The sequence below is a fragment of the Alteripontixanthobacter maritimus genome, from assembly GCF_003340475.1.
Taxonomy (GTDB): domain Bacteria; phylum Pseudomonadota; class Alphaproteobacteria; order Sphingomonadales; family Sphingomonadaceae; genus Alteripontixanthobacter; species Alteripontixanthobacter maritimus.
This window is the reverse complement of sequence record NZ_QBKA01000002.1, coordinates 2,318,852-2,344,892: the sequence shown is the minus strand read 5'-3', so window position 1 is coordinate 2,344,892 and position 26,041 is coordinate 2,318,852. Positions and strand designations below refer to the sequence as shown.

General features: G+C 63.0%; 26 protein-coding genes. 18 read left to right on the top strand and 8 right to left on the bottom strand.

Translation table 11 applies throughout. From position 1 onward, the window contains the following. Positions 1 to 64: 64 nt before the first annotated feature. The gene (gene clpA, locus HME9302_RS11560; RefSeq protein ID WP_115367719.1) at positions 65 to 2,467 is read right to left on the bottom strand and encodes an ATP-dependent Clp protease ATP-binding subunit ClpA; all 2,403 of its coding nucleotides are present in this window, start codon (positions 2,465 to 2,467) and stop codon (positions 65 to 67) included. 94 nt (positions 2,468 to 2,561) lie between these two features. Here clpA and HME9302_RS13705 point away from each other — a divergent pair, with 94 nt between their 5' ends. From HME9302_RS13705 to HME9302_RS11540, 4 genes are all read left to right on the top strand, one after another. Continuing rightward, on the top strand, positions 2,562 to 2,945 hold the full coding sequence (locus HME9302_RS13705) for a hypothetical protein (protein WP_456061808.1): 384 nt from the start codon (positions 2,562 to 2,564) through the stop codon (positions 2,943 to 2,945). Between the two features lie 76 nt (positions 2,946 to 3,021). After that, complete coding sequence (locus HME9302_RS11550; RefSeq protein WP_115367136.1) at positions 3,022 to 4,017, top strand: NAD(P)H-quinone oxidoreductase; 996 nt, start codon at positions 3,022 to 3,024, stop codon at positions 4,015 to 4,017. Between the two features lie 133 nt (positions 4,018 to 4,150). Further along, on the top strand, positions 4,151 to 4,924 hold the full coding sequence (locus HME9302_RS11545; protein ID WP_115367135.1) for a DUF1013 domain-containing protein: 774 nt from the start codon (positions 4,151 to 4,153) through the stop codon (positions 4,922 to 4,924). Between the two features lie 166 nt (positions 4,925 to 5,090). Next, positions 5,091 to 6,776 (top strand): long-chain-fatty-acid--CoA ligase, encoded by a 1,686-nt coding sequence (locus HME9302_RS11540; RefSeq protein WP_230079988.1) that lies wholly within the window; start codon positions 5,091 to 5,093, stop codon positions 6,774 to 6,776. A 65-nt stretch (positions 6,777 to 6,841) separates the two neighbouring features. On the opposite strand, the gene HME9302_RS11535 is transcribed toward HME9302_RS11540, so the two are convergent. Together HME9302_RS11535 and HME9302_RS11530 are read right to left on the bottom strand one after the other, a co-directional pair. Next, positions 6,842 to 7,267 carry a bactofilin family protein gene (locus tag HME9302_RS11535; RefSeq protein WP_115367133.1) on the bottom strand — a complete coding sequence of 142 codons (426 nt, stop codon included), beginning with the start codon at positions 7,265 to 7,267 and terminating at the stop codon, positions 6,842 to 6,844. Between the two features lie 4 nt (positions 7,268 to 7,271). Further along, positions 7,272 to 8,399: a peptidoglycan DD-metalloendopeptidase family protein gene (locus tag HME9302_RS11530; RefSeq protein ID WP_230079987.1), complete on the bottom strand. Its 1,128-nt coding sequence runs from the start codon at positions 8,397 to 8,399 to the stop codon at positions 7,272 to 7,274. Between the two features lie 362 nt (positions 8,400 to 8,761). Between HME9302_RS11530 and HME9302_RS11525 the strand changes: the two genes are divergently transcribed. The 10 genes from HME9302_RS11525 to HME9302_RS11480 all read left to right on the top strand — a co-directional run bounded on the left by HME9302_RS11525 (position 8,762) and on the right by HME9302_RS11480 (position 17,557). Next, positions 8,762 to 10,066, top strand: coding sequence for a glutamate-5-semialdehyde dehydrogenase (locus HME9302_RS11525; RefSeq protein WP_115367132.1), 1,305 nt, complete (start codon positions 8,762 to 8,764; stop codon positions 10,064 to 10,066). Between the two features lie 8 nt (positions 10,067 to 10,074). Further along, positions 10,075 to 10,755: a nicotinate-nucleotide adenylyltransferase gene (locus HME9302_RS11520; protein ID WP_230079986.1), complete on the top strand. Its 681-nt coding sequence runs from the start codon at positions 10,075 to 10,077 to the stop codon at positions 10,753 to 10,755. 74 nt (positions 10,756 to 10,829) lie between these two features. Next, positions 10,830 to 11,243: a ribosome silencing factor gene (gene rsfS, locus HME9302_RS11515; RefSeq protein WP_115367130.1), complete on the top strand. Its 414-nt coding sequence runs from the start codon at positions 10,830 to 10,832 to the stop codon at positions 11,241 to 11,243. 285 nt (positions 11,244 to 11,528) lie between these two features. Next, on the top strand, positions 11,529 to 11,951 hold the full coding sequence (locus HME9302_RS11510; protein WP_115367129.1) for a 23S rRNA (pseudouridine(1915)-N(3))-methyltransferase RlmH: 423 nt from the start codon (positions 11,529 to 11,531) through the stop codon (positions 11,949 to 11,951). Positions 11,952 to 11,956: 5 nt separating this feature from the next. Continuing rightward, positions 11,957 to 13,240 (top strand): murein hydrolase activator EnvC family protein, encoded by a 1,284-nt coding sequence (locus tag HME9302_RS11505; protein ID WP_115367128.1) that lies wholly within the window; start codon positions 11,957 to 11,959, stop codon positions 13,238 to 13,240. Between the two features lie 74 nt (positions 13,241 to 13,314). Then, a complete protein-coding gene (locus tag HME9302_RS11500; RefSeq protein WP_115367127.1) occupies positions 13,315 to 14,316 on the top strand; it encodes a GDP-mannose 4,6-dehydratase in 1,002 nt (333 codons plus the stop codon). Between the two features lie 35 nt (positions 14,317 to 14,351). Continuing rightward, entirely contained in the window at positions 14,352 to 15,713 is a 1,362-nt protein-coding gene (locus HME9302_RS11495; RefSeq protein WP_407641326.1) for a S41 family peptidase, read from the top strand. 11 nt (positions 15,714 to 15,724) lie between these two features. Beyond that, positions 15,725 to 16,225 (top strand): disulfide bond formation protein B, encoded by a 501-nt coding sequence (locus tag HME9302_RS11490; protein ID WP_115367126.1) that lies wholly within the window; start codon positions 15,725 to 15,727, stop codon positions 16,223 to 16,225. Continuing rightward, positions 16,218 to 16,766, top strand: a complete 549-nt coding sequence (locus HME9302_RS11485) for a demethoxyubiquinone hydroxylase family protein (protein ID WP_115367125.1) — start codon at positions 16,218 to 16,220, stop codon at positions 16,764 to 16,766. Before HME9302_RS11490 ends, HME9302_RS11485 begins: the two co-directional genes overlap by 8 nt. A gap of 116 nt (positions 16,767 to 16,882) precedes the next feature. After that, the gene (locus HME9302_RS11480) at positions 16,883 to 17,557 is read left to right on the top strand and encodes a nucleolar 14 family protein (protein WP_230079985.1); all 675 of its coding nucleotides are present in this window, start codon (positions 16,883 to 16,885) and stop codon (positions 17,555 to 17,557) included. Between the two features lie 6 nt (positions 17,558 to 17,563). On the opposite strand, the gene fabI is transcribed toward HME9302_RS11480, so the two are convergent. From fabI to HME9302_RS11465, 3 genes are read right to left on the bottom strand one after another with little or no spacing between them, the layout of a single operon-like run. Then, a complete protein-coding gene (fabI, locus tag HME9302_RS11475; protein ID WP_115367124.1) occupies positions 17,564 to 18,403 on the bottom strand; it encodes an enoyl-ACP reductase FabI in 840 nt (279 codons plus the stop codon). Continuing rightward, the gene (locus tag HME9302_RS11470) at positions 18,400 to 19,422 is read right to left on the bottom strand and encodes a YihY/virulence factor BrkB family protein (protein WP_115367123.1); all 1,023 of its coding nucleotides are present in this window, start codon (positions 19,420 to 19,422) and stop codon (positions 18,400 to 18,402) included. The genes fabI and HME9302_RS11470 overlap by 4 nt, the downstream gene beginning before the upstream one ends. A 24-nt stretch (positions 19,423 to 19,446) precedes the next feature. Then, positions 19,447 to 20,421: a DnaJ C-terminal domain-containing protein gene (locus HME9302_RS11465; protein WP_115367122.1), complete on the bottom strand. Its 975-nt coding sequence runs from the start codon at positions 20,419 to 20,421 to the stop codon at positions 19,447 to 19,449. 83 nt (positions 20,422 to 20,504) lie between these two features. On the opposite strand from HME9302_RS11465, the gene pdxH reads away from it, so the two are divergent. From pdxH to HME9302_RS11450, 3 genes are read left to right on the top strand one after another with little or no spacing between them, the layout of a single operon-like run. Then, positions 20,505 to 21,152 (top strand): pyridoxamine 5'-phosphate oxidase, encoded by a 648-nt coding sequence (pdxH, locus tag HME9302_RS11460; protein WP_115367121.1) that lies wholly within the window; start codon positions 20,505 to 20,507, stop codon positions 21,150 to 21,152. Beyond that, complete coding sequence (locus HME9302_RS11455; RefSeq protein ID WP_115367120.1) at positions 21,149 to 22,132, top strand: cation diffusion facilitator family transporter; 984 nt, start codon at positions 21,149 to 21,151, stop codon at positions 22,130 to 22,132. Before pdxH ends, HME9302_RS11455 begins: the two co-directional genes overlap by 4 nt. Then, a complete protein-coding gene (locus HME9302_RS11450; protein ID WP_115367119.1) occupies positions 22,132 to 22,944 on the top strand; it encodes a PhzF family phenazine biosynthesis protein in 813 nt (270 codons plus the stop codon). Before HME9302_RS11455 ends, HME9302_RS11450 begins: the two co-directional genes overlap by 1 nt. Positions 22,945 to 22,963: 19 nt before the next feature. Here HME9302_RS11450 and HME9302_RS11445 read toward each other — a convergent pair whose 3' ends face one another. Next, positions 22,964 to 24,121, bottom strand: coding sequence for a serine hydrolase domain-containing protein (locus tag HME9302_RS11445; protein WP_115367118.1), 1,158 nt, complete (start codon positions 24,119 to 24,121; stop codon positions 22,964 to 22,966). 32 nt (positions 24,122 to 24,153) lie between these two features. Between HME9302_RS11445 and HME9302_RS11440 the strand changes: the two genes are divergently transcribed. Next, positions 24,154 to 24,501: a hypothetical protein gene (locus tag HME9302_RS11440; RefSeq protein WP_326833170.1), complete on the top strand. Its 348-nt coding sequence runs from the start codon at positions 24,154 to 24,156 to the stop codon at positions 24,499 to 24,501. Positions 24,502 to 24,539: 38 nt separating this feature from the next. Here HME9302_RS11440 and mnmA read toward each other — a convergent pair whose 3' ends face one another. Then, positions 24,540 to 25,718, bottom strand: a complete 1,179-nt coding sequence (gene mnmA, locus HME9302_RS11435; protein ID WP_115367715.1) for a tRNA 2-thiouridine(34) synthase MnmA — start codon at positions 25,716 to 25,718, stop codon at positions 24,540 to 24,542. Between the last annotated feature and the right edge of the window lie 323 nt (positions 25,719 to 26,041).

Genomic DNA, 26,041 nt, shown 5'->3' with positions numbered 1-26,041 from the left:
TGACTCAAGCAAAGGGGGCGCAAACCGTTCCCAGCCGCGCCCCCTTGCGGTCTTTTGTTATCTGTCAGCTTTCGCCGTCACCCGGGCTTTTTTCCGATCCCGGGCCGTCACTGTCAGCGGCGGCATCGGGCGCCTTGTCTGGTGAAGCCTTCTTGGGTGCCGCCTTCTTTTTCGGCTTGGCCTTTATCTTGGGCGGCGCGGGCGTCAGTTCGAAGGCGGGTTTGCCATCCTTCACGCTCACCTGCACTTCGCCGCCATCGGACAATTTTCCGAACAGTAGTTCTTCGGCGAGTGGTTGCTTGACCTTTTCCTGGATCAGGCGGCCCATCGGGCGCGCGCCGTACAGACGGTCGTAACCCTTGTCCGCCAGCCATTTGCGCGCTTCTGTATCGAACTGAATATCGACATTCTGTTCCGCCAGTTGCAGTTCCAGCTGCAGGATGAACTTGTCGACCACGCGCGCAACCGTGTTCTTGCCGAGATATGCAAACGGTACGATTGCATCCAGCCGGTTGCGGAATTCCGGCGTGAACATCCGCTTCACGGCTTCTTCGGATGCATCTTCCTTGGATACGTCACCGAAACCGATCCCCTGGCTCGCCATATCGGCAGCGCCAGCATTGGTCGTCATGATCAGCACAACATTGCGGAAGTCTACCGTCTTGCCGTGATGGTCGGTCAGGCGGCCATTATCCATCACCTGCAACAGGATGTTGAACAGGTCGGGATGTGCCTTCTCGATTTCGTCGAGCAGCAGCACGCAATGCGGGTTCTGATCAACCGCATCGGTTAAAAGGCCGCCCTGATCGTAACCAACATAACCCGGAGGTGCACCGATCAAGCGCGATACGCTGTGCCGTTCCATATATTCGGACATATCGAAGCGTTTGAGTTCGATCCCCATGATGGAGGCAAGCTGCCGCGCGACTTCGGTCTTGCCGACGCCGGTGGGGCCGGAGAACAGGAACGAGCCGATCGGCTTGTCCGGATCACGCAGGCCCGCGCGGGAAAGCTTCATGGCACTGGCCAGCTTGTCCACGGCGAAGTCCTGCCCGAACACGACATGTTTCAGATCGCGGTCGAGGTTCTGGAGTGCCTTCTTGTCATCCTTGCTGACCGATTTGGGCGGTATGCGCGCCATCGTGGCGATAACCTGTTCGATCTCGCGTGCGGTGATCTTCTTCTTACGGCGGCTGGGTGGGACCAGCATCTGCATTGCGCCCACTTCGTCGATCACGTCGATCGCCTTGTCCGGCAATTTCCGGTCGTTGATGTACCGCGCCGACAGTTCGACGGCGGTTTTCAGCGCGTCCACCGTGTATTTGACCTGGTGGTGATCCTCGAACGCGGACTTCAAGCCCTTCAGAATGGCCACCGTATCTTCGATTGTCGGCTCGTTTACATCGATTTTCTGGAACCGGCGCAGCAGCGCGCGATCCTTTTCGAAATGGTTGCGGAATTCCTTGTAGGTGGTGGACCCGGCGCAGCGGATCGTCCCGCCCGACAGCGCAGGCTTCAACAGGTTGGACGCGTCCATCGCCCCGCCGCTGGTCGCGCCCGCACCGATCACGGTGTGGATCTCGTCGATGAACAGGATTGCATCCGGCATGGCTTCCAGTTCGGACACTACCTGCTTCAGCCGTTCCTCGAAATCGCCGCGATAACGGGTGCCTGCCAGCAGCGCCCCCATATCGAGCGAGTAGATGACTGCATCCTGCAGCACTTCGGGCACTTCGCCTTCCACGATCTTGCGCGCAAGCCCTTCGGCGATGGCAGTCTTGCCAACGCCGGGGTCGCCCACATAGAGCGGGTTGTTCTTCGACCGGCGGCAGAGGATCTGGATCGTGCGATCTACCTCGGGTCCGCGCCCGATCAATGGATCGACCCTACCATCCAGCGCCTTCTGATTGAGATTGACGGTGTACTGGTCGAGCGCGGTTTCCTTCTTCTTGCCGCTGCCTTCCGCCTTTTCCTCTGCGCCGCCGCCATCGTCGGCATTGCCGATCGCTGCGCCCTCGACCGTCTGGCCGCTTTTGCCGACGCCGCTGCTGATGTAGCTGACCGCATCCAGCCGGCTCATATCCTGCTGTTGCAGGAAATAGACGGCATAGCTGTCACGTTCGGAAAACAGCGCGACCAGCACATTCGCGCCCGTCACCGAATCCTTGCTGCTGGATTGCACATGCAGGATGGCGCGCTGGATCACGCGCTGGAAACCGGCGGTGGGCTGCGGGTCTGAGCCGTCTTCGGATTTGAGCGACTGGTATTCCTGATCGAGATACTGCTTTACCACTTCGGCCAGCTCGCCCGTTTCCACGCCGCATGCATCCATCACCTCGGCGGCGTCCTTATCCTCGATAAGAGCCAGCAGAAGATGCTCGAGCGTGGCATATTCATGCCGCCGTTCGGCAGCGAAGGTCAGCGCGGCATGAAGGGTTTTCTCAAGGTTCTGGGCGAAACTGGGCATGGAAGTGCTTTCTAGTTCTGCGACTCGCATATGTTCGTCGGGGGGAGGGCTGCGCCGGGAAAGCGCGCGCCCCTGTCATGCATGGGATATGGGGATGCAGCGCGGCAATTGCCAACCATCGCGGCGCGATGCGGGGCACAAGAATTGCTTGGCCGCGCCATCATTACCCCTTCCCGCCGAACAGCGCATCGGCGGCACTGCGATGGGCCGCGGCCTTGTCGCGGTGGGCGGCAACGCGCGCCACCTCGGCTTCAAGCAGGGCGATACGGTGGTTAAGTTCGTCCTGCGAATAAGGGCCGAGTTCCTCGGCGGCGAGCTGGCTCGCGGCGTCGCCCTTGCGGCGTGGATTTTCTGGCTCTTCCATCGCCTGCACTTTCGCGCGGGCAAGCGCGTGCTGTCAATGGGCGGCAATGCGTGGTCGGCACGAGATGTGGCTGCATTCGGCTGGCCCGTACACCAGCCAAGGCAATGGGCGTAAAAGGAGATGGCGTCCGGCGCTTGCGAGGCGCAAGGTGATTAAGCTACGTGCGGCGGGTAATAAGGGGCTGGGCAGAATGACGATACCAAAGGAGATGACGGCCATCGGTTTCGATGCGCCGGGTGCGGCCGATGTCCTGCGGCCCGAAACGACTGCCGTCCCAAGCCCCGGCGTGAACGAGGTGCTGATCAAGGTCAGCCATGCGGGCGTGAACCGGCCTGACGTAATCCAGCGGCAGGGTTTCTATCCGCCGCCTCCCGGGGCATCACCGATACCGGGGCTGGAAGTGTCGGGCACCATCGTGGCGCTGGGGGAAGGCGTCGGACGCGACGTGAATGGTCAGATCGTCTGCGCGCTGGTGACGGGCGGGGGATACGCCGAATACTGCCTCGCCGATATTCGTCATTGCCTGCCGGTCCCTGCCGGAATGGACATGGCCGCCGCCGCCGCAATTCCCGAGACCCTTTTCACCGTCTGGCACAATGTGTTCGAGCGCGGCTGGGCAACCGAGGGCGAGACGTTGCTCGTGCATGGCGGCACCAGCGGCATCGGCACGATGGCGACGATGCTCGGCAAGGCCTTCGGGTTGAAAGTTATAACCACGTGCGGTTCGGACAAAAAATGCGCCGAGAGCCTCAAGGTGGGCGCGGATTATTCGATTAATTACAAGACCGCCGATTTCGTCGAGGAAGTGGCGCGCATAACTGGTAAGGCTGGCGTCGAAATCGTGCTCGATATGGTGTCAGGCGATTACGTGCCCCGCAATCTCAGCGCTCTTGCCCCGGACGGGCGGCATGTGACTATCGCCGTATTGGGCGGGTTGAATGCAACGCTCAACATGGCGCAAATCATGCAGAAACGCCTTACTCTGACCGGATCGACCCTGCGTCCGCGCCCGGCGGAGTTCAAGGCGCTGCTGGCGGACGAGATTCATAACAACGCCTGGCCGCTATTTGCAGACGGTACGTTGCAGCCGGTGATGGACCGTATCTTCCCGTTGGCAGAGGCTGCCGCCGCCCATGCGCGGATGGAGGCAGGCGACCATATTGGTAAAATCGTGCTTCAGGCCTGATGGACTTTTGCCTTAGGCCGGGCAGGGCACGCATACCGCTTTTCCTTGCCGCCGCTGCCCGGTTGCCCTAGTCAGGGCCAGCAACGGCCGCTCCGCAAGGGGCGGCCCTTATATTTTCAACAAGGAATTTTCCATGGCCCAGCAAGCCGCCCCGCTGATGCCGCACGCCACCGCCACCTGGCTGATCGACAACACCAGCCTCGCCTTCGAACAGGTCGCCGAGTTTTGCGGCATCCATATCCTTGAAGTGCAGGCCATGGCCGATGATCTGGCGGGCAGCAAATATACCGGGCGCGATCCGGTTCACGCCGGCGAACTGACGCAGGAAGAAATCGAGAAGGGTCAGGCGGACTCAAGCTACAGCCTCGTGATGCAGAAGGCGCCGCTGGAAGTTACCCGGACCAAGGGACCGCGCTATACTCCGGTTTCCAAACGGCAGGACAAGCCCGACGGTATCGCCTGGGTACTGCGGAACCATCCCGAAGTGTCCGACGCGCAGATTTCCAAGCTGATTGGCACCACTCGCAACACCATCAACGCCATCCGCGATCGCAGCCACTGGAACATCCAGAATATTCAGGCGAAAGACCCTGTGACCCTGGGTCTGTGTTCGCAGCGCGAGCTGGACGCGGTTGTTGCCAAGGCTGCGAAGAAGGCCGCCAAGGATGCTGCTGCTTCGGGCGAGCCGGTCGAGGAAGCACCCGCTCCCGACGAAGGCAAGCAGACCGATCGCGAACGCCTGATCGAGGAGCTGCGCGCCGAGCGTGACGCCAACGAGAAAGCCGCCGCCGAAGCCGTGCAGGAGGCCGAGGCTGCTGAATGGCTTGAGAACAAGCGCGCGGCGGAAGCTGCTGGCGAAACCGTGGAAGATCCCGATACCCCGCCATCGACATCCGGTGGGTTCTGATACGCGCCTGACGGTTTGGATATGAAGAAAAGGGGCGGCTCGGGCCGCCCCTTTTTCTTTCATGCCTAGGCGAGCATTGCGCGAAAGACCGTAGGTCGCCCGGCCAAAACTAGCTGGTTGCAAAATCTGCGTTATCGCGGCGCTATGGCTTGCTCTGGCCGCCGCTATGGGCCAATCCGCTGACATGGATGTCAGTAAGCCCGCCTATCGCCACCCGACCGAATGGGACCTTTCGCTCGAAGCGATTCCCATGCCGGAATTCCTTCGCCGCAGCGCGCAGCGGACGCCGGATGCTGCACTCGTCGATTTTATGGGGCGTACATACAGCTATGCCGAAATCTGGGCGGAAGCGCAGCGCTTCGCCGCTGGTTTGCAGGCCCGCGGCGTAATGAAGGGGGACCGCATCGGGCTGTTCCTGCCCAATGTGCCGATCTACATTTCCGCCTATTACGGGGCGATGCTGGCGGGCGCAGTCGTAGTGAATTTCTCACCGCTTTATTCGGCCGACGAATTGTCGCAGCAAGTGCGCGATTCGGGTACCACGATGCTGGTCACGCTGGATGTGCCGGCCTTGCTGCCGACCGCGATCGAGGTGCTCGAAGCCTCGCCGCTCAGCCAGCTGGTGGTGGGCAGCCTTGCGGCCCAGCTGCCGACGTTCAAGGGTATTGCGCTGCGGTTGTTCGGCCGCAAGCAGCTGACAGCACTGCCGGACCGTGCCGATGTGATCCACTGGACGGACATGCTGGGCCTCAACCCGGCTCCCGTGGCTATCGATGCGGATGAGGATCTGGCGCTGCTACAATATACCGGCGGCACCACCGGCACGCCCAAGGGTGCGATGCTGACCCACGCGAACCTGGCCGCCAATGCGCAGCAGGTGGACGCGCTCGACCCGTTCGACCGCAGCGATCCCGATATCATCCTCGGCGTGCTGCCGATGTTCCATGTCTTCGCCAACACCTGCGTACTCAACCGGACGGTGGTGCGCGGCGGCATGATCGCGATGTTGCCGCGGTTCGAGGCAAAACAGGCGTTGAAAGCGGTCAATCGCGTTCGCCCTACGGCATTTCCGGGCGTGCCGACCATGTATCAGGCGCTGCTCGATCATCCGCAGATCGCGAAGACCGATTTCTCGTCCCTGCGGGTATGCATTTCCGGCGGAGCGGCATTGTCGGCCCCCACGCGCGAAAAATGGGAGGCGGTGACCGGATCGCGGCTATGCGAGGGTTATGGCCTGACCGAAAGCGCCGGGGTGGTCTCCGCCAATCCATACGACGCGGAGCGTAAGCCGGGCACCATCGGGCAGGTCATTCCGCAAACCTGCATTCGGCTGCGCGACAAGGAGGACGCGGCGAAGCCTGCGCCCGAGGGCGAGCCCGGCGAACTGGTGATCCGCGGGCCGCAGGTAATGCGCGGCTACTGGAACCGGCCCGAAGCCGCCAAGGATGCCTTCGTAACCATCGATGGCGAGGCCTGGCTTCGTACCGGCGATATTGCGGTGATCGACGATGACGGCTTCATCAAGATCGTGGACCGCAGCAAGGATATGATCGCCGTTGGCGGGTTCAAGGTCTTCCCCAGCCAGGTGGAAGAGGTGCTGGTCGAACACGAGGCCGTGAAGGAAGCACTGGTCATCGGCGTGCCCGACGATCGGATGGGCGAACGGCCCAAGGCCTTCGTGACATTGAACACAGGCTTCGAAGACACTGGCGGCGATGGCCTGTCCGAATGGCTCAATAGCCGGGTCGGCAAGCATGAGCGGGTGAGCGGTGTGGTGGTGCGGGACGACCTTCCCAAGACCATGATCGGCAAGCTGGACCGCAAGGCGTTACGGGCTGAAGTACTCGATTAAGAGCCGGGATTCGCGCGGGGGGGGGCGCTCTTACAGGCGGCGTACCTTGCGCCTGAATTGTTTACTTAGGTCGCCAGGGCCAGTTTGGGATCGCTGTTCGCATTCGCTGCGGCATCGGCAGCGGCGCCATTCGCGATCGGCTTGCTCGAGGCAAGCCCGGTGCCGCCGCCCGAACGGAATGCCAGCCGCCCTTCGACCTGCGCGCCCTGTTCGATGGTCAGCGCATCGTAATGTACATCGCCGTCGATCTTGGCGGTCCGCAGGATCGTGAGTTCGCGGGCGTTGATACTGCCCGAAACGGTTCCGGCGAGACGGGCGCTTTCAGCCTTTACCGCGCCTTCGATGACGCTTTCCTCGCCTTGGACAAGCGAAGCGCAGGCGATATCGCCATCCACGCGTCCATCGACATGAAGATCGACCGAAGCGCTGATATCGCCCTTGATCGTGACGTCGGTCCCGATGACCGAAAAAGTGCTGTTTCCCTTGGCCATGGTCTTACTCGGCACGGGCGCGGAGAGCGCCTGCTCTGACTTCTTCGAGAACATCTGGGGCAGTCTCCAGGAAGTGGCGCGGATTGACCGCACGATTGTTGATACGCACTTCGAAGTGCAGATGCGGGCCGGTCGAACGGCCGGTGCTGCCGATGGCGCCGATGCGCTGGCCGGCAGCGACCGGATCGCCCAGCTTCGCACCAAGGCGCGACATGTGGGCATAGCGGGTCATCAGTCCATTGCCGTGGCTGATTTCGATCGTCTTGCCGTACCCGCCGCGATAGCCGGCATATGTGACCTTACCCTTTGCCGCAGCATGGATCGGCGCTCCGGTAGGGCCGCGGAAATCGAGGCCCTTGTGCATGGCGCCGCTGCCGTTGAACGGATCGCGGCGATAGCCGAAGCCGGATGAAATCATGCGGATATCGGCAGGAGTAACCTGCGGCACGCCTTCCAGCCCGTTTTCCAATGCGGACATCCGTTCCAGGCTAAGGCCGAGGCGGGCAAAGCGCGGGTCGATCGAACCATCGGCTTCGGAAGCCAGCTTCTCGAACGGACCACCCATCGCCGCAGCGAAGCGTTTGCGGTTGCCGCGCAGCATGAGGTCGGGGTTGAGGCCAAGCTTGCGAATGGCGGATGCCGCCAGATCGGCACGGCGGTCTGCAAAGCGAGTCAGGCGCTCCACGAACAGAAGCTGCCGCGCTTCGATACGGGCAAGCTCGGCCGCTTCGGGAACCGACGCGCTTACTTTCTTGATGGTATCCTGTGCTTCAGCACTGGAATCGGAAACCGTATCGCCCGACTTCACATCGGCCGGCAGCCCCTCGACGATACCGTCGATGAAATCCTGCCGTTTCTGAAGATCGGCGGTTACGGATTCGATATCCGCACCATAGGCATCTACGCGCTCTTCCGCAGTGGCAACCTGCGCTTCGCGTTGCAGCAGGGATGTCCGTTCGGCCTGTGCCTGAAACTGAGTCCAGCCCATTGCGGCCATTGTCAGCCCCCACGCCAGCAAGGCACCTACCAGCACGGTAGCGGCCACCAACTGAAATTTCGATGTCACTTTGATGAAGCGAACTTGGCCCTGCGACCGCATGAAGAATTCGCGGTCCGGAAACCAGCTTTTCACGCGAGCAAATGCGCCGTCAATATGCGTATTATGTTCCAATGAGATCCCCACGACCCGTCGTTTTTCCGTGCCTTGGGGCTAGCGGCATAATCATGAACAAGTCGAATCGAATGGCGCAGATTAGGGACGAATGGACAAGTCGAAGCGGTGAAACGTTCAAAATGACATATATTTATGATAATCTGGGGAACTAGCGCGGAACTTGCTGGTTAGGTCTCTTCGCGCCACGCCGAATTCGGCTCATGCCCGGCCCCGATCGAGAAATGACGCAGCTACGGTCCGCGCTTAGACTCGTTATGGTGCATCAGCCTATGAAACAGGGAATGCCTGACATGGCTGCAATGCCTTGCTAGCAGAGCTGCATGACCCGCGAAGACAGCAACTCCAACAATACGGTGGCTTCCGATCCGGTAGCCCTTGTGGCGAAGCTGGCGAGAGCAGGCCGGATTGCCCAGCGTGCCCTCGCTCGGATGACGGACGAAGCTCGGGCCGATGCACTGCGCCGTGCCGCGCGCCAGGTGCAAAACCACTCGGATGCCATCCTGGCTGCGAATGCGCGCGATATCGCGGCGGCGGAAGATCGCGGACTGTCCGCCGCGATGATCGACCGGCTGCGGTTGGACGAGGATCGGCTCGGCGCAATCGCTGATGCCGTGGATGCCGTTGCGGCGCTGCCGGGGCCGCTCGGACAAATCATCGACAAGAGCCGGCGGCCCAACGGTCTGCAGCTGGCGCGCATTCGCATTCCCATCGGGCTCATTGGGATAATTTACGAAAGCCGCCCCAACGTCACTGCCGACGCGGCGGCGCTCTGCCTACGCAGCGGTAATGCTGCCATCCTGCGTGGTGGCAGCGAAGCTGTACATTCCAACCGGGCCATCCATGCCGTCATGGCGGCGGGATTGGCGGAGGCAGGCGTCCCTGCCGATGCCGTGCAATTGATGCCGACTCAAGACCGCGCGGCAGTCGGCGCTATGTTGCGCGCCAACGGGGCCGACGGAGCGGGGCGGATCGACATGATCGTACCGCGCGGGGGCAAGGGGCTGGTGGCGCGCGTGCAGGCCGATGCACGGGTGCCGGTGCTGGCCCATCTCGACGGAATCTGTCACACTTACATCCATGCCGCTGCTGACCCAGCCATGGCGCGTGACGTCACTCTCAATGCCAAGCTGCGCCGAACCGGCATTTGCGGGGCGATGGAAACCCTGCTGATCGATGCGACCTACCCTGATGCAGCGGCGGTGCTGGCCGGTCTGGCCAATGCGAATTGCGAATTGCGCGGCGATGCGCGGGCACGCGCGATAGACAGCCGCGTCCGCCCGGTTTTGCCGGAGGATTGGGACACCGAATATCTCGACGCCGTGCTTTCGGTCGCGGTCGTGGATGGGATGGAGGATGCCTTGGCGCATATCGCCGCCCATTCCAGCGGGCACACTGATGCCATTGTGACGTCAGACGATCGGGCGGCAGAAATTTTTCTGGCGGAAGTCGATTCGGCCATCGTCATGCATAACGCGTCATCGCAATTTGCCGATGGCGGAGAGTTCGGGCTTGGCGCGGAAATCGGCATCGCAACCGGCAGGCTGCACGCGCGCGGTCCGGTCGCGCTGGAGGGACTGACGACGTATAAATGGCAAGTGCGCGGCTCCGGCCAGACCCGGCCCTGACTGCGCGGATGTTCCAGATTAGCGGAAACACAGCGCTGACCGCGCGAACGCGCAAGCGCATCGGCCTGTTGGGCGGCAGCTTCAACCCCGCCCATGGCGGTCACCGACGAATCAGCCTGTTCGCAATGAAAGAGCTGGGGTTGGACGAGGTGTGGTGGCTCGTCTCACCCGGAAATCCACTGAAATCCAAAGCCGGAATGGCCCCGCTGCCTGCGCGCATTCGGTCCGCACGGCAGCAGGCACGGCGCGCACCGATTCGCGTTACCGCAATCGAACAGGCGTTGGGCACGCGGTATACCGCCGATACGTTGCAACATATGCGACAGCGATATCCAAAGCTCGAATTCCTCTGGCTGATGGGGTCGGACAATCTGGCGCAGTTCCACCGCTGGAAAAACTGGCGGCAGATCGCCCGGACCATGCCGCTCGCCGTGGTGGCGAGGCCGGGATACGATGCCGCAGCGATGGCCGGCCCGGCAATGGCGTGGCTGGGGCGCTACCGCATGACGCCTGCCGCGTTCCGTGCGAGCGAATCCACAACGCTACCAGCGCTTGTCATGCTGCGTTTCCGTCCCGACCCACGTTCGGCCACGGCGATTCGCGCGGACGATCCCGACTGGGCTGAAGCCTATGCGGCACGTCCCCAGCCACGCGATCAGGTCACGCGCAAACGCATCCGGCCCGGCTAATCACGGGTCCGCGCGGCTTTGACGCACGGCAGATGCCTCTTCCCATTAGCCCGCGCGAAGCCTACCTTTGCACGATGAACGCTCCGCAAACCGATAATAACGCCTCCCCGGGCCGCCAGAACGCGACTGCCAGCCCGGTATCCGACATCGAAACAGAACCCGGCTCGCTCCATGCGCTCGTCATTCACGAGCTGGACGAGAACCAGGCGCAGGACGTCGTCTCTATTCCGCTGGAAGGCAAATCGTCCATCGCCGACCATATGGTGATCGCCTCGGGCCGCTCGACCCGCCAGGTCGGCGCAATCGCGCAGAAGCTGGCCGAGGAAGTAAAGCACGCAGGCCACGGCCCCGTCCGGCTGGAAGGCCTGCCTGCTGCCGACTGGGTGCTGGTGGATGCAGGCGACGTGGTAATCCACCTGTTCCGCCCCGAAGTACGCAGTTTCTACAATCTGGAACGAATGTGGGCCTTCGGTGATACCGAAGGTTGAAACGGGGTGTTTTTGTTCAGCCTCAAGCGCCGGCGGTCGCGTCCGCGTTATTTGTTTGGACCCTGCGGGCGGGGACCATCCGGTCCCCTTGCTTCCTCGTATAAGCTCGGGCGGCCGTTCGGCCTTGCCGTTTGCTGATCGCAAACGGAACTCGCACCGGACCTGCAAGCTCGCACCCGGTTCCGGGTCACGGCAGTCATAGGCCCAAAGGGCCGCCCGCAGCGCGCAGCGCGAGGAAAGCCTAAGTGGCCGAATGGCCACGCCGGCGCTTGAGGCAACACGAATATGCTTCTTCACGTTATCGCTCGCGGAAAGATCGGCCGGTCGCCCGAGGCCGAGTTGGTGGCGCGGTACGAAAAGCGTATTACCTGGCCGACCAGGCTTACAGAACTGCCTGAAACCGGCGGCCGGATGGGCGACGCTCTGACACCGTATCGCACGGTGCTGCTGGATGAGCGCGGCAAGGCGATGGGGTCCGAAAAGCTTGCCGCCACGATCGGGCGCTGGCGCGATGACGGCGTGCGCGAGGCGCGCTTCGTGCTGGGCGCGGCCGACGGACATACCGATGCGGAGCGCGCCGGTGCGGATCTGCTGCTGGCTTTCGGTCCGGCGACATGGCCACATCTGATGGTGCGCGCGATGCTGATGGAGCAGCTCTACCGCGCCACCGCGATCCTTGCCGGGCATCCCTATCATCGTGCAGGGTAACCGGGATGTCCGCTGCCAGAACTTTCCTGCCGGTTACCCTCGCGATAGCCACGCTGACCCTGTCGGTCGGCGCGATCCAGGCGCTTGCGCAAACAGGAACGGTGCAAGCCGGTGGGTCCGCCGGTGCAAATACCGCCGATACGCAGGCTGCGCTGGCCCGCGCGCAAGCGCAGGCCGCCAGAGCTGCTGCGCGCGGTGCGAAGCTGGAACAGGATGCGCGCGCTGCGACCACGCAGGCAGAAAAAACCGGACAGCAGGCTGCGGCGCTTGCCGCCCGCATCCAGGAATCGGAGGCAGGGATCGATGCCGCACAGGCGCGTATGCAACTGGTCGATCGTCAGCGGCGCGCTCTGTCCCGCCGCCTCGCTGAACGGCAGGAGCCGCTGGTCCGCCTTACTGCTGCGTTGCAGAAATTTGCCCGGCGGCCGCTGGTTCTGTCGGCGCTGCGCCCCGGGTCCCTGCGCGAAACGGTCTATCTGCGCGCGGTGCTCGACAGCACTGTACCGCAAGTCCGGGATCGAACCGCAGCCCTGCGGCAGGAGATCCTGCGTGGCCGCCGACTTCGCCAGCAGGCTTTGGTTGCGCTGAACACTTTGCAGGAAAAGCAGCAGGAGCTGGAGCAGCGCCGCCGCAAGCTGGCCGCGCTGGAGAGCCGCCAGCGCCTGGAATCGCGGCGGATCGGCGGCGTGGCGGCACGCGAAAGCGAACGGGCGCTGGCGTTGGCGGAAGAAGCGCGGGACCTCGATGCACTGATGGGAGAGCTCGACCGGGCAGGGACCCTGCGTGCCGACCTCGCTGCCTTGCCCGGCCCGCTGCTGCGCCCGCGGACGTCCGGGGAACGCGCGGAAGGCACGAGGGTAGGCGGCACGACGTCACGCCCCGCCGACCCCTCGCCGGCACCACCCACGCCTCGTAGCTCTGGCAGGCCGGCATTCCAGCTGCCGGTCGTCGGCCGAACGGTTGCGGGGTTCGGCTCGCCGCTGGCCGATGGCACGCGCAACAATGGCCTGTCGCTTGCCCCGGCGGACGCCGCTCAGATCGTGGCACCGGCGGCGGGGCGCGTCGTGTTTGCCGGGCCGTATCGCGGCTATGACCGGATCGTGATCATCGAACATGCGGGCGGCTGGACCAGCCTTGTCACCGGTATGGCACGCACGGATGTGGGTATCGGTGCGGAGCTTGTAAAAGGCGCTCCGATCGGGGTCGCGGGGACAGGCGATCCGGTCGTCACATTGGAAGTGCGCAATGGCGGTTCGCCGGTAAACCCGCTGTCGGTGCTGGGCGGCTAAAGCGCACTAGTCGCCAAGTTTTCAGGTCTGGCGCGCGTGAACAGTGCGTCAGCATTACAGACAGGGTTTACGATATGCGGGTTTTGGTAACGGGCGTAGCAGGCTTCATCGGGGCGGCAGTGGCGGATGCGTTGCTGGCACGCGGCGATGCGGTGATCGGCCTCGACAATCTGAACCCCTATTACGAGGTGGCGCTGAAGGAAGCGCGGTTGGCCCGCGTGGCAGGCAATGCACCGAGCGGCGCGTTCGCTTTCAAGCGCGCGGACTTCTCCGACGAGGCGGCGTTGGCAGATGCGCTGGAAGGGGAAGATTTCGACCGCATCGTGCATCTGGGCGCGCAAGCGGGCGTCCGGTATTCGCTCGACAATCCGATGGCCTATGCGCGCTCCAACCTGGTGGGGCACCTGGCGCTCCTTGAAACGGCGCGGCACCGGCAATTGCCGCATATGGTCTATGCATCCTCCAGCAGTGTTTACGGCGCGAACCGCAAGACACCGTTTGCGACAGAGGACCGGACGGACCGGCCGATGTCGCTTTATGCCGCCACGAAAAAGGCGGACGAATTAATGAGCGAGACATACGCGCATCTTTATCGTCTACCCTTGACCGGATTGCGGTTTTTCACGGTTTACGGACCTTGGGGGCGCCCCGACATGGCGCTCTGGCGGTTCGCGGAACGCATTTTCGCAGGAGAACCCATCCCGGTTTACAATGGCGGCGAGATGAGCCGGGACTTCACCTATATCGACGACATCGTCGCAGGGGTGCTGGCCTGCCTCGACAAACCGCCCGAGGATAACGAGCAGGAGAAACCCGGCGGCAGCATCGCCCCGCATACAATATACAATATCGGCAACAACAATCCCGAACAGCTGATGACCATGATTTCGGCACTGGAAAGCGCCATCGGGAAGAAGGCGCAAATCGATTACCTGGCGATGCAACCGGGCGATGTGCCGACGACTTACGCCGATATCAGCGCGATAGCCCGGAATGTGGGTTATGCGCCCACGACAAGCATCGCCGAAGGCATTCCCGCCTTCGTTAACTGGTTTCGGGAATATCGCGGCCTGTGATAGTTGCAGGTCATCGCACCTAGGACATTAGATTGATGAAAACGTCGCTGAAATTCGGGCCGCTTATCCGCTCTGCCGCGCTGGTCACCGCCGTGGCGATGATACCCGCTTCGACCATTGCCTTCGCACAGGTCGATGGCCGCGCCGGTCCAGAATTTGCGCGACTGTTCGCGATCTACCAGCGGGTGAAGGCAAGTTATGTCGAACCGGTGGACGACGAAAAGCTGATCCGAGGTGCGATCGACGGGATGTTGGCCAGCCTCGACCCGCATAGCGCCTATCTCGACGGGACCGACCTGCAGCGGCTGGAAACCATGATCGATGGCAATTATTCGGGTCTCGGCCTGTCGGTCGTGATGGAGGATCGCGCGGTCAAGATCATCTCGCCGTTCAAGGGCAGCCCGGCGGACAAGGCCGGAATCAAGGCGGGCGATTTCATCACCCATCTCGATGGTGCGCTGATTTATGGTGTCGACCTCGATGAGGCGGTCAATCGGATGCGCGGTGCGGCGGGTACGGATATTCGCCTCACGATCTTCCGTGCGGGCCGTGACGAGCCGTTCGACGTAACGGTGACGCGCGGCGTGATCGAGCTGGAGCCGGTGACGCATGAATTGAAGGACGGCAATATCGGCTATATCTCGGTGAACGAGTTCAGCCGCGATGTCGGCGCGGACGTGTTTGCCGCCTGGGATGCGATGAGCAAGGAAGCCAGCCAAAAACCGGGTGGCGCGATGAACGGACTGGTGCTCGATATGCGCCGTAATCCGGGCGGTTCGCTGGACGAGGCGGTGGCCCTGTCCGACCTGTTCCTGTCCGAAGGTCGCATTGTCAGCCAACGCGGCCGCGCACGCGGCGAAACGGCGTTGTACGACGCCGAAACCATGTTCCGCGGCGAAATCGCCAATGGCGTACCGATCGTGGTACTGATCGATGCGGGCTCTGCCTCTGCCAGCGAAATTGTGGCGGGCGCGCTGCAGGACCATCGCCGCGCGGTGGTCATGGGCGAACGCAGTTTCGGCAAGGGCAGCGTCCAGACCCTGCTGCCGGTCGGCAACGATGCGGCGCTGAAGCTCACGACGGCGCGCTATTTCACGCCGTCGGGCCATTCCGTGCAGGAAGGCGGCATCAAGCCTGATATCACCGTGCCGCAGCTGTCCGATCCGGACCTGGCCAAGCGCGCCCAGTTCCAGATGCGCGAAAGCGATCTGCGCGGTCACCTCGTCAACGAACTCAAGCTTGAAGACGAAGCGCTGACCAAGGACAGCGCCCCCGATCCGCGCTTCACCCAGACGGCGGAGGAACTGGAAGAACAGGGGATCGAGGATTACCAGCTGCATTACGCACTGAAAACGCTGCGCAAGACCTCGTCCACCAACCGGACCAAACGGAAATAGGGCGGCCGGCCATGCCCACCAAGAGCGCCAAACGCCTTCGCGCTGCGCACGTGGCTGCACTGGCCGTTCCGGCGGTCCTGCTGGCCGGGGCCTATGCCAGCGAGTGGGTGCTCGGCCTCTACCCATGCGAAATGTGCTGGTGGCAACGCTGGCCGCATTTCGTGGCGCTGGCGTTCGGACTGATCGCCTGGGTGGCACCCGTAAGGCGGTTATGGGTCGCGCTGGCCGGGGTTGCGATCCTCGTGTCGGGGTTGATCGGCGGCTTTCATGCCGGTGTCGAATATGGCTGGTGGGAAGGCCTGACCGCCTGCGCCAACACGGTTACAGCTGGCGGCGATGGCGGAAGCGCTCTCGATGCGGTATGGGATGCGCCGATGATCCGGTGCGACAAGGCGCCATGGGCGCTGCTGGGCATCAGCCTGGCGGGCTGGAATTTCCTGATTTCGACCCTGACCGGGCTGGGTATCGTGACGTTGTTGTTATTGCGCGGAAAGTTTGGACTCGATGACTGATACAGCCACTGCGACAAGCGGGCGCGATGCCCGCAACAAGCGGATGATCCGCGTCGATCAGGCCGGTGAGTTCGGCGCCACCCGGATTTACGAAGGCCAGCTTGCCGTGATGGGCAATCGCGGCCCGCATTCGGCAGAGATCGAGGCCATGGCCGCACAGGAGGCGACCCACCGCAAGGAATTCGACGCGCTGATGGCGCGGCGCGGCGTGCGGCCAACGGCGTTGCAGCCTGTATGGTCCGCTGCTGGCTACGGCTTGGGTGCGGTGACCGCCCTCATGGGGCCGGAAGCGGCGATGGCCTGCACTGCAGCTGTCGAAACCGAGATAGACCGCCATTATTCCGATCAGCTGGACGAGCTGGAAGCCAATGGCTCCGATCCCGAACTTGCCGAAATGATCGAACGCTTCCGCGAGGATGAACGCGAACATCTCGACACCGCGATGACCTCCGGCGCGGAAAAGGCAGCCGGTTACCCGCTGCTGTCCGGAGCGATCCGGCTGGGCTGCCGCTTTGCCATCAAGCTTTCGCAGCGTGTCTGACGGCCACTCCACCACTCGGGCCGCCCGGAACCACGGGCTGGTTTCGCGCGCTTCATAACGGGTTCAGCGCGACAGGCGCTTGCTTGAACCGAAACGTTCTATCCAAGGATGCCCTGATGTATCGCTCTTTCAATGCCGCTATCCTCGCCGCTTCGGCGCTGTTCGCCATACCCGCCGCCGCGCAGGACGAAGCCGGCGATTCGGTAAACATGGTTATTGTCTACGGCGACGATGCGTGCCCGCCTTCCACCGGCGGCGAGATCGTGGTGTGCGCACGGCAGAGCGAAAGCGAACGGTTCCGGATTCCCGAGGCGCTCCGTCTGAGCGACGATCCGGCCAACGCAGCCTGGGCCAAGCGGGTCGAAAGCCTCGAAGCCATCGGCGACTTCGGGACGTTGTCCTGTTCGCCAACGGGCGCGGGCGGCTTTACCGGCTGCACGCAGAAACTGATCGATGCCGCCTATGGCGAGAAGCGCACCGACAGCTCCGTCCGCTTTGGCGAGATCATCGCGGCGGCCCGCGCCGACCGGCTTTCCACGATCGATGAAGACGCCGCCGAACAACAGCGCCGGGTCGAGGAGCTGGAAAACGCCTACCTACGCCGGTTGGAAGCGGAACGCGATGCCGAGCTGCCCGACGCGGTGGTCGATCCCAGTCCGCCGCCGATCGTCGGCACCGATAACAGCCTGCCGAATGCCGAGCCGTCCAAGCCCGGTCCGTTCGACGACGGTGACGAGGAACAGCGCGCGGTTGGCGACAACGCGCCTGCGGTTTCCGCCGGAATCGACTAAGAACGCTCAGGTGTCGAGCGCGATATCCGGCGCGTCTTCCTGTTTCATGCCAACCACATGATAGCCCGCATCGACATGGTGGGTTTCGCCCGTCACGCCCGATGCAAGGTCGCTCAGCAGATACAACCCCGCGCCGCCGACGTCGTCGATCGTGACGTTCCGGCGTAGCGGTGCATTCAGTTCGTTCCACTTCAGGATGTAGCGGAAATCGCCGATTCCGCTGGCCGCCAGCGTCTTGATCGGCCCGGCGGAGAGCGCGTTGACCCGGATACCGCGCGGGCCCAGATCGTTGGCGAGATATTGCACGCTGGTTTCCAATGCTGCCTTGGCAACGCCCATCACATTGTAATGCGGAATGACCTTTTCCGCGCCGTAATAGGTCAGCGTCACGATGGAGCCGCCGCCGCTGCGCGTGCCATCCTCCGCCACGACCTGTTCCGGCATCAGGGCCGCAGCACGCTTGGTAACGGCGACCAGCGAATAGGCGGAAATGTTCATCGTCATCAGGAAATTGTCGAGGCTGGTATCGACATATTTGCCGCGCAGTTCGTCCTTGTCGGAAAAGCCGATGGCGTGGACCAGAAAGTCGAGCGTGCCCCAGCGTTCCTCGATCTTCGCGAAGGCCGCATCGAGCTGCGCCATGTCGGACACATCGCAGTCGATCAGGAAGTCGCTACCCAGCTTCGCCGCGAGCGGCCGGACACGCTTCTCCAGCTTGTCCCCCTGATAGGAGAACGCCAGCTCCGCACCATGCGCGCCAAGCTGTTGCGCGATACCCCAGGCAAGCGATTTATCGTTGGCGAGACCCATGATGAGCCCCTTTTTGCCTGCCATCAAACCGCTCATGCCAAATGCTCCTGTTCTTCGGCGACCAAGCTGTTGTCCGCCGTATCGTCCGCCGCACCGAAGGCTTCTTCTTCTTCGGGCGTTTCCGCCAACGCTGCGTTCAGTTCGGCACCTACCACGACGCCAAGCCCGACCAACCAGAAAAAGAACAGCGCGATCATCATGCCCGCCAGGCTGCCGTAGGTGAGATTGTAGCTGAACATCATCCGTAGCACCGGCGGCAGGGCCAGCGTGACCGTCACCCACCAGACCGTCACCAGCAAGGCACCAGGCCATTTGGGATAACGGCTGGTGCGATAACTATGCGGAGTGAGGGTGTAGAACAGCAGGTAAATCGAACCGAACAGGCCGAAGGCGGGGATGATGCGGGTGAGTTGTAGCTTCCCGATTACATCGATCAACTGCGGGACATAGGCCGAAATCACTTCGGTGGCCGTACCGATCAGGACCTGCAGGATCAGCGACGTCATCAACAGCACGACGGCAAAAATGATCATGCCCGCACTAAGCAGCCGGTACCGCCAGAAGGCCAGGGTGGCCTGCGTGCCATAGGCGCGGCGCAGGATGTCGCGAATGGTTTCGATCAGGCTGGATACGGTCCACAACCCGAAGGCACCGCCTGCCCATAACAGCCATCCACTGCGCGCTTCTACCACGCCGCGCGCGACAGGTTCGATCACATTACCCACCACGGGGGGCAAGGCGAACAGGATGGCATCGATGGCGGCGGCGCGGTCCGCCTCCTCGCCAAACAGGCTGAACAGCGCGGCACCGGTAATGAAGAAGGGGAAGATCGCCAGCATCGCCATGTAGGCAAGGTTTCCGGCGTGGATGAAGCCGTCATTATAGGCACCGACGGCCACGCGCTTTACCACGTTCCAGACGCGCGTCCCTGGGCCGACACGCTTGATGACGCGGCGTTTCAGCTTCGTACGCAAATGCGTCGCTTCGAGGCGACGGTCTTCCGGTGTCAGACGTTGGACGGTGCGCTGGTCAGGGTCGGGTACCGCGTTTTCCATCCCGTCTCCCAACACCGATCCCGCTTATACGCCCATCTCGCTGCGCGGATTGGATGTATCCTGCCAACCTTCCAACCGTTTGGCCAGTTCCGCCGTATCATCGGGCAGGGCGATCTCGATCGTGAGCAACTGGTCACCGCGCTTGCCATCCTTGCGGGTAAAGCCCTTGCCTTTCAGCCGCATCGTGGTGCCGCCCGATGTGCCCGGCTTGATCGTCAGCATGACCGGACCATCCACTGTCGGCACCTTGACCTTTGCGCCGGCCAGTGCCTCGTCCAGCGTGACAGGCAGGTCAATTCTCACATCGTCCCCATCGCGCACGAAGAAGGCATGGGGGTCGATCTGTATGATAACCAGCCCGTCGCCAGCGCCGCCCGGACCCTGCTCGCCCTTGTCCTTGAGCCGCATCTGGGTGCCGTCTTCTACCCCCTTGGGAAGGCTGAGATCGATGGTCTTGCCGTCGGACAAAGTGATGCGCTGTTTTGCCAGCGTTGCAGCGTCGGTGAACGGTACGCGCAGGCGGTACTGGATGTCGGCTCCCTTGCGCGGTGGGGCCTGCCGACCGCCGCCCATACCCCCACCGAAGCCGCCACTCGCCGCGCCGCGTCGCGCGCCGCCGGCGCCACCGAACAGTCCTTCGAAAATGTCGCCCAGATCGGCTGTCTGACCGCCGCCTCGCTGAAAATCCTCGGGCCGGAAGCCGCCGCGTCCCCCGCCCATACCGCCACCGAAACCGCCGCCACCTCCGCCGCCCATCCCCGCAAACGGGTGGGTCGGGTTGCCGTCGCCGTCGATTTCGCCGCGATCGAACTGGGCGCGCTTGTCCGCGTCGGACAGGAGATCGTAGGCATTGGTCACCGTGGAGAACCGTTCCGACGCCTTGGGATTGTCCTTGTTCCGGTCCGGATGAAGCTCTTTCGCCAATGTGCGATAGGCGCTTTTGATGTCTTTTTCGGTTGCCGTGCGCGGCACACCAAGAATGGTATAGGGATCGGCCATAGCGTGTCAGCTAGGTAAGACAGCGCCGCGGTGCAAGCGCCGCAGTCTTTTCACAGGGCCAAGGCGGGAGTAGGGCTGCCAGTATGGACCGCGCCCCAACCGATACCGATTGCATCAGCGATATCCCGCGCAGCGACCCGTTCGCATTGTTCGATGAATGGTTCGGCAGGGCGCAGGAGAGCGAACCGAACGATCCCAATGCGATGGCGCTCGCCACCGCGACCACAGACGGTTTGCCGTCGGTGCGCATGGTTTTGTTGAAGGGCCACGGCCCGCACGAGGCGCTAGGCGGCGGTTTCACATTCTTCACCAATGCATCCAGCCGCAAGGGCGGTGAAATACGCGCCAATAGACAGGCATCCTTGCTGTTCCATTGGAAAAGCCTGCGCCGCCAGATCCGCATCGAAGGCCCGCTTGCCGAAGTAAGTGCCGCGCGCGCCGACGATTACTTTCATTCACGGCCGCGCGATTCGCAGATTGGCTCGGCAGCATCGGACCAGTCGCGTCCGCTCGACCGGCGGCAGGATTACCTTGATCGGTGCGAGGCGATTGCGGCGGAATTTCCCGAAGGCGATATTCCGCGTCCGCCGCATTGGACCGGTTTCACTATGACGCCTGTGCGGATCGAATTCTGGCTCGATCGCCCGGGCCGCCTGCACGACCGCCGCTTGTTCACCCGGCTTGGTGAGGATGCCGGCGGCGGCTGGGAAGATACGCTGCTGTACCCATGACCGAACGCACCCCTGAAGAAATTCGCGCACGGCTGACCCACGGTGCTGCCTATGCATCCATCGCGGTGGCGAGCATGCTGCTGGTGCTGAAGCTGTGGGCAACGTGGCGCACCGGCTCCACCGCGATGCTCGGCAGTCTTGCGGATACCGGGTTGGACCTCGTTGCCAGTATCGGCACATTGATCGGCGTGTGGGTGGCCGCGCAACCGGCGGATCGCGAACATCGTTTCGGCCATGGCAAGGCGGAAGCGATCGCCGCCATGGCGCAGGTCATGCTGATCGGACTGTCGGCCGCCGGAATTGCCTTCCGCGCAGTCACGGTGCTGGTGGAAGGCGGGCGTACGCAAGCGGCGGGCGATGGTATCGCTGTATCCGCCTTCGCCATCCTGGCGACATTCGGCCTGATTGCCTGGCAGTCCTACGTCATAAAACGCACAGGTTCGGTAGCCATCAAGACCGACCATCTGCACTATCAGTCGGATTTGCTGCTCAATCTGGCCGTCATAGCAGCGCTGGTGCTGGACCAGTTTGCAGGGCTTGGCCTAGCCGATCCGCTGTTTGGGCTGGCGATTGCCTTGTGGCTGGCATGGAATGCTTGGCAGGCGGGGCTGGAAGCGGTCGATCACCTGATGGACCGCGAATGGGCCGACGACAAACGCCTCGCCTTCGTGGAAGCGGCGGCGAAGCACCCCGAACTCAACAATTTGCACGATCTGCGCACCAGGACATCCGGCGCGCGCGATTTCGTGCAATTCCATGTCGATATGCCCGCCGCGATGAGCGTGGGCGAAGCGCATGACATCATCGACCGGGTCGAGGAGGACCTCTGCCGCCAGTTTCCCGGCACCGAACTGATCGTGCATATCGACCCCGCAGGCCATGTGGACGAGCCGGGCAATCCGCTGGTCGAGGAAGATGAATTTGCCAAGCTCTCCGATACAGGGGAGCCGGTGCACGAGACGCCTGACAAGGATATTTGATGCCGAAGCTTCCCTATACCCACGTCGATGCGTTTGCGGACCGGCCGTTCGCGGGCAATCAGGCGGCGGTCATGCCGCTCGACACGTGGCTGCCGGACGATGTGTTGCAGGCGATCGGGGCGGAAAACAATTTCGCCGAAACCGCTTTCACCGTGCCGGACGAAACAGGCGCGGCGGATTACGAATTGCGCTGGTTCACGCCGACCGACGAAGTCGCGATGTGCGGCCACGCGACGCTGGCGGCGGGACATGTCCTGCTCGCCCAGAGTGGCGGCGACCGCGTCACCTTCCGCACGCGCAAGGCTGGTGTGCTGGAAGTGCAGCGCGCGGATGATGGCTATGCGCTGTCGCTGCCCGTGACACTGGTGGAACAGCGCGACAACGCTGCCTTGCTCAGCGCCCTCGGCTGCGAAGGCACGGTATATGAATCGATCAGTGGCGCGGAAGCCACGGCGATCATCCTGGTCGAGGACGAGGCGGCGCTGCGTGCAATCAGACCCGATATGCGGGCGCTGGGCGGCATCGATCTGATGGCGATCTGCACAGCGGCGGGCAGCGATACGGATGTTGTGAGCAGGGTGTTCGTACCTGCATGGGGTGTGGACGAGGATAGCGTGACAGGCTCCGCCCACGCCGCGCTCGCACCGTTCTGGACGGAGCGATTGGGTCGCCGCGAATTTACGGCTCACCAGGCCTCGCTACGCGGCGGCGATCTGACCTGCCGGCTCGAAGGTGAAGGCAAGGATGCGCGCGCCTGGCTTGGCGGTCCGTGCGTCACAGTGGTGGAAGGCGTATTTCACTTGCCGGATTAAGGTCGGCGATGCTTGCGCTTCAGCGCTCCGGATACAACTCCACGATATCCATCAGCTCGTCCACCATGGCGAAGCGTACGTCCTGGCCGGAATGGCCCAGCCGCACGAGCGTCAGTTTCTGGCGCGGCGATACCATCACATACTGCCCCATATGACCGATGGCGGAAAACAGCGTGTCCGGCCCGCGATCCGGTTTATCCGGGTCACGGTCGATTCCCGATTCGCGGTTGAGCCATGTTTGCGCGCCGTAGAATTGCGCGCGTGGGCTGGGGCTGCGCATGAAGTCCATCCATTTGCGCGGCACCAGCTGCGACCCGCGTACCGAGCCGCCATGGCGCAGGAATTCGCCGAATTTGGCCCAGTCGCGTGCGGTAGCGTGCATCAAGCTGCCGCCGATCATTGTGCCTGCCGCGTCATATTCCACGACCATGGAATCCATGCCGAGCGGCCCGAACAGACGCGTCTTCAGGAAAGTATCGACGGCTTCCCGCCGCGTGTCGGGATCATCGCTCCGCGTGAGAACATTGGCGGCGATCTTGGCCAGGATTACGGTCGTATTGCTGGAATATTCGAACTGGCGACCGGGTTCGGCCTCCAGTGGCTGCGCTTCGGCCCAGTCGGCCATATCATCCCGCCCATCCAGGAACAGCATCCGGACTTCCGCCGAATCGTAAGGCGGGTCGCCAGCCTCGGTATGGCGCAAGCCGGAGCGCATCTGCAGAAGTTGGCGCAAGGTAATCTCGCCGCGCGGATCGCCCGGCCTTTGCCAGCGCGCGATCGGCGGCGAATCATCCAGCCGCAGGCGTCCGTCGGCCACCAGCATCCCGATTATCACTGCAGTTACCGTTTTGGCCATCGACCAGGAGATATGCCGCGTGTCCGCGTCATAGCCCGGGGCATAGCGTTCGGCCGCGATCTCGCCCGCATGCATCACCAGCAGCGCGCGGGTTTCGCCCAGACCTTCGGTGTCGCGGAACAGATCGTCGACCTCGCGCGCCAGCCGGTCTTTCGGCGCGCCGGGCGTGTCGGTAACCGCTGCCAGGGCCGCCGCGGTAAGGGGCGGCGGACCGGCCGGGGCCTCGCCGCACCCGGCCAGCAGCAGACCGCCGCACAAAGCAGCCGCCACAAAGGCTGGCGGGCGGGTAAATCGGACGATAGGGGAGAGGGCACAGCGCATTACGGGACCGTGTGTCGCAAGGGAGCTTGGGCTTGGCAATCGCAAAAAATCGCAGCGCAGGCGGATCGCGCAAATGGGTGACGCTGCTGCTGCTTATCGTACTGGTGCTGGCAGCGGCAATCGTATGGTTCCGGGCGCCGATTACCGGGTACAGCTCTGCTGGGGCGGCCTATGCCGCTCGGGTTGGCTGCTCCTGCCGCTTCGTCGCCGGACGGGATCTTGAAAGCTGCGAGACCGACCGCATCACCGGCATGGAGCTGGTCACATTGGTCGAGGATACGGACGCCAAAAGCGTCACTGCCCGCTTCCCGCTGATCGCCAGCGCCACGGCGACTTACCGCGAAGGCTATGGCTGCGTGCTGGAGCGGTGGGAGGGTTAAGCGCCCGTGCTGCTCGGCCCTGTTTGTCCTGCGCAGGTCTAACCCGTGATGCCGATGGTCGATTCGATCCAGCCGCCGCCAACCACCCGTTCGCCGTCATAAAGCACTGCCGCTTGTCCGGGTGCTACGCCGTATTCGGGTGCGGCGAACCGCAAGAGGACGGCCGCGCCATCACCAGGAATACCTTCCAGTTCGACCGGTACCGGTTTGGACAGTGACCGGACTTTGGCTGTCAGTTTTCCGAGCTCCGGCATCGGACCGATCCGGTTGGTTTGCGTCAACCGTGCAGCCGCCACGCCGAGCAGGCGCTTTGGCCCGACCCGTACCGCATGGGATGCAGCATCGATGGCGATCACATAAAGCGGTTCCGGCTGCCCGCCGATCTCAAGCCCGCGCCGCTGGCCGACCGTATAATGGATCACACCTTTGTGCTGGCCCAGAACGTCGCCCGTCAGCGCATGAACGATATCGCCCGGAGTACCACCCTCGGGCCGCATCTTTTCGACGATAGCGGCGTAATTGCCATCGGGGACGAAGCAGATGTCCTGACTGTCGGGCTTGGCCGCGTTGCGCAGCCCCGCCCGCTCCGCCAATTCGCGCACCTGTGATTTCGGAAGGCCGCCCAGCGGGAAGCGGATGTAATCGAGCTGCGCATCGCTGGTGGCAAACAGGAAATAGGACTGATCGCGCGCCGGATCATGGGCGCGGTGAAGCTGGCGGTGGGTGCCATCGCTCGCCTCGACCCGCTTCACATAGTGCCCCGTGGCAAGGCAATCGGCGTCCAGTTCGCGTGCCATGCGCAGCAGGTCGGTAAATTTCGGCCCCATGTTGCAGCGAATGCAGGGCACCGGCGTGCGGCCTGCGAGATATTCGTCGGCGAAAGTTTCCACCACTTCTTCGCGGAACGATGATTCGTGGTCGAATACGTAATGCGCGATGCCCAGCCTGTCGCACACGGCGCGCGCATCGGAAATATCGTCACCGGCACAGCAAGCGCCCTTGCGCCCGGTCGCGGCACCGTAATCATACAGCTGCAGGGTGATGCCGATCACTTCAGCCCCGGTGGCCGCAGCAAGCGCGGCAACGACGGACGAATCCACGCCGCCCGACATCGCGACCACGATCCGGCAGTCCGCAGCCGCGCGCGGTAAATCGAACAGCGCCGCAGCGTCCAGCGTGCCCGTCAATCCGGCTTCAAGAGTGGACGCGTCTGTCATGAACGCTGCGACATATAGCGGTACTGTGCCGCCAGTGCCAGCTTGCATGAACTGAGCCGCGCGGGAGCCGGCAAGGCACGTTTTTCAAAAATGACCGCAAAGTAAATTCCGGCTTTACCTGTTCTTGACCTTAGTCGGTCTAATAAGACTGCCATGTTGCACGAGACATTCGAAAAGATTGGCCGGAATACCGGTTCCGCGGGGTTGCCGGCTGAAGGTGGGCGCGATGGCACCGCCTTGCGTGCGGTGAGCTGGGGTGAATTGTCCGCACGGCTCGATGCTGCCCGTGAACTGCGAAGTATGCTCCGCTCCGACGCGGCCGC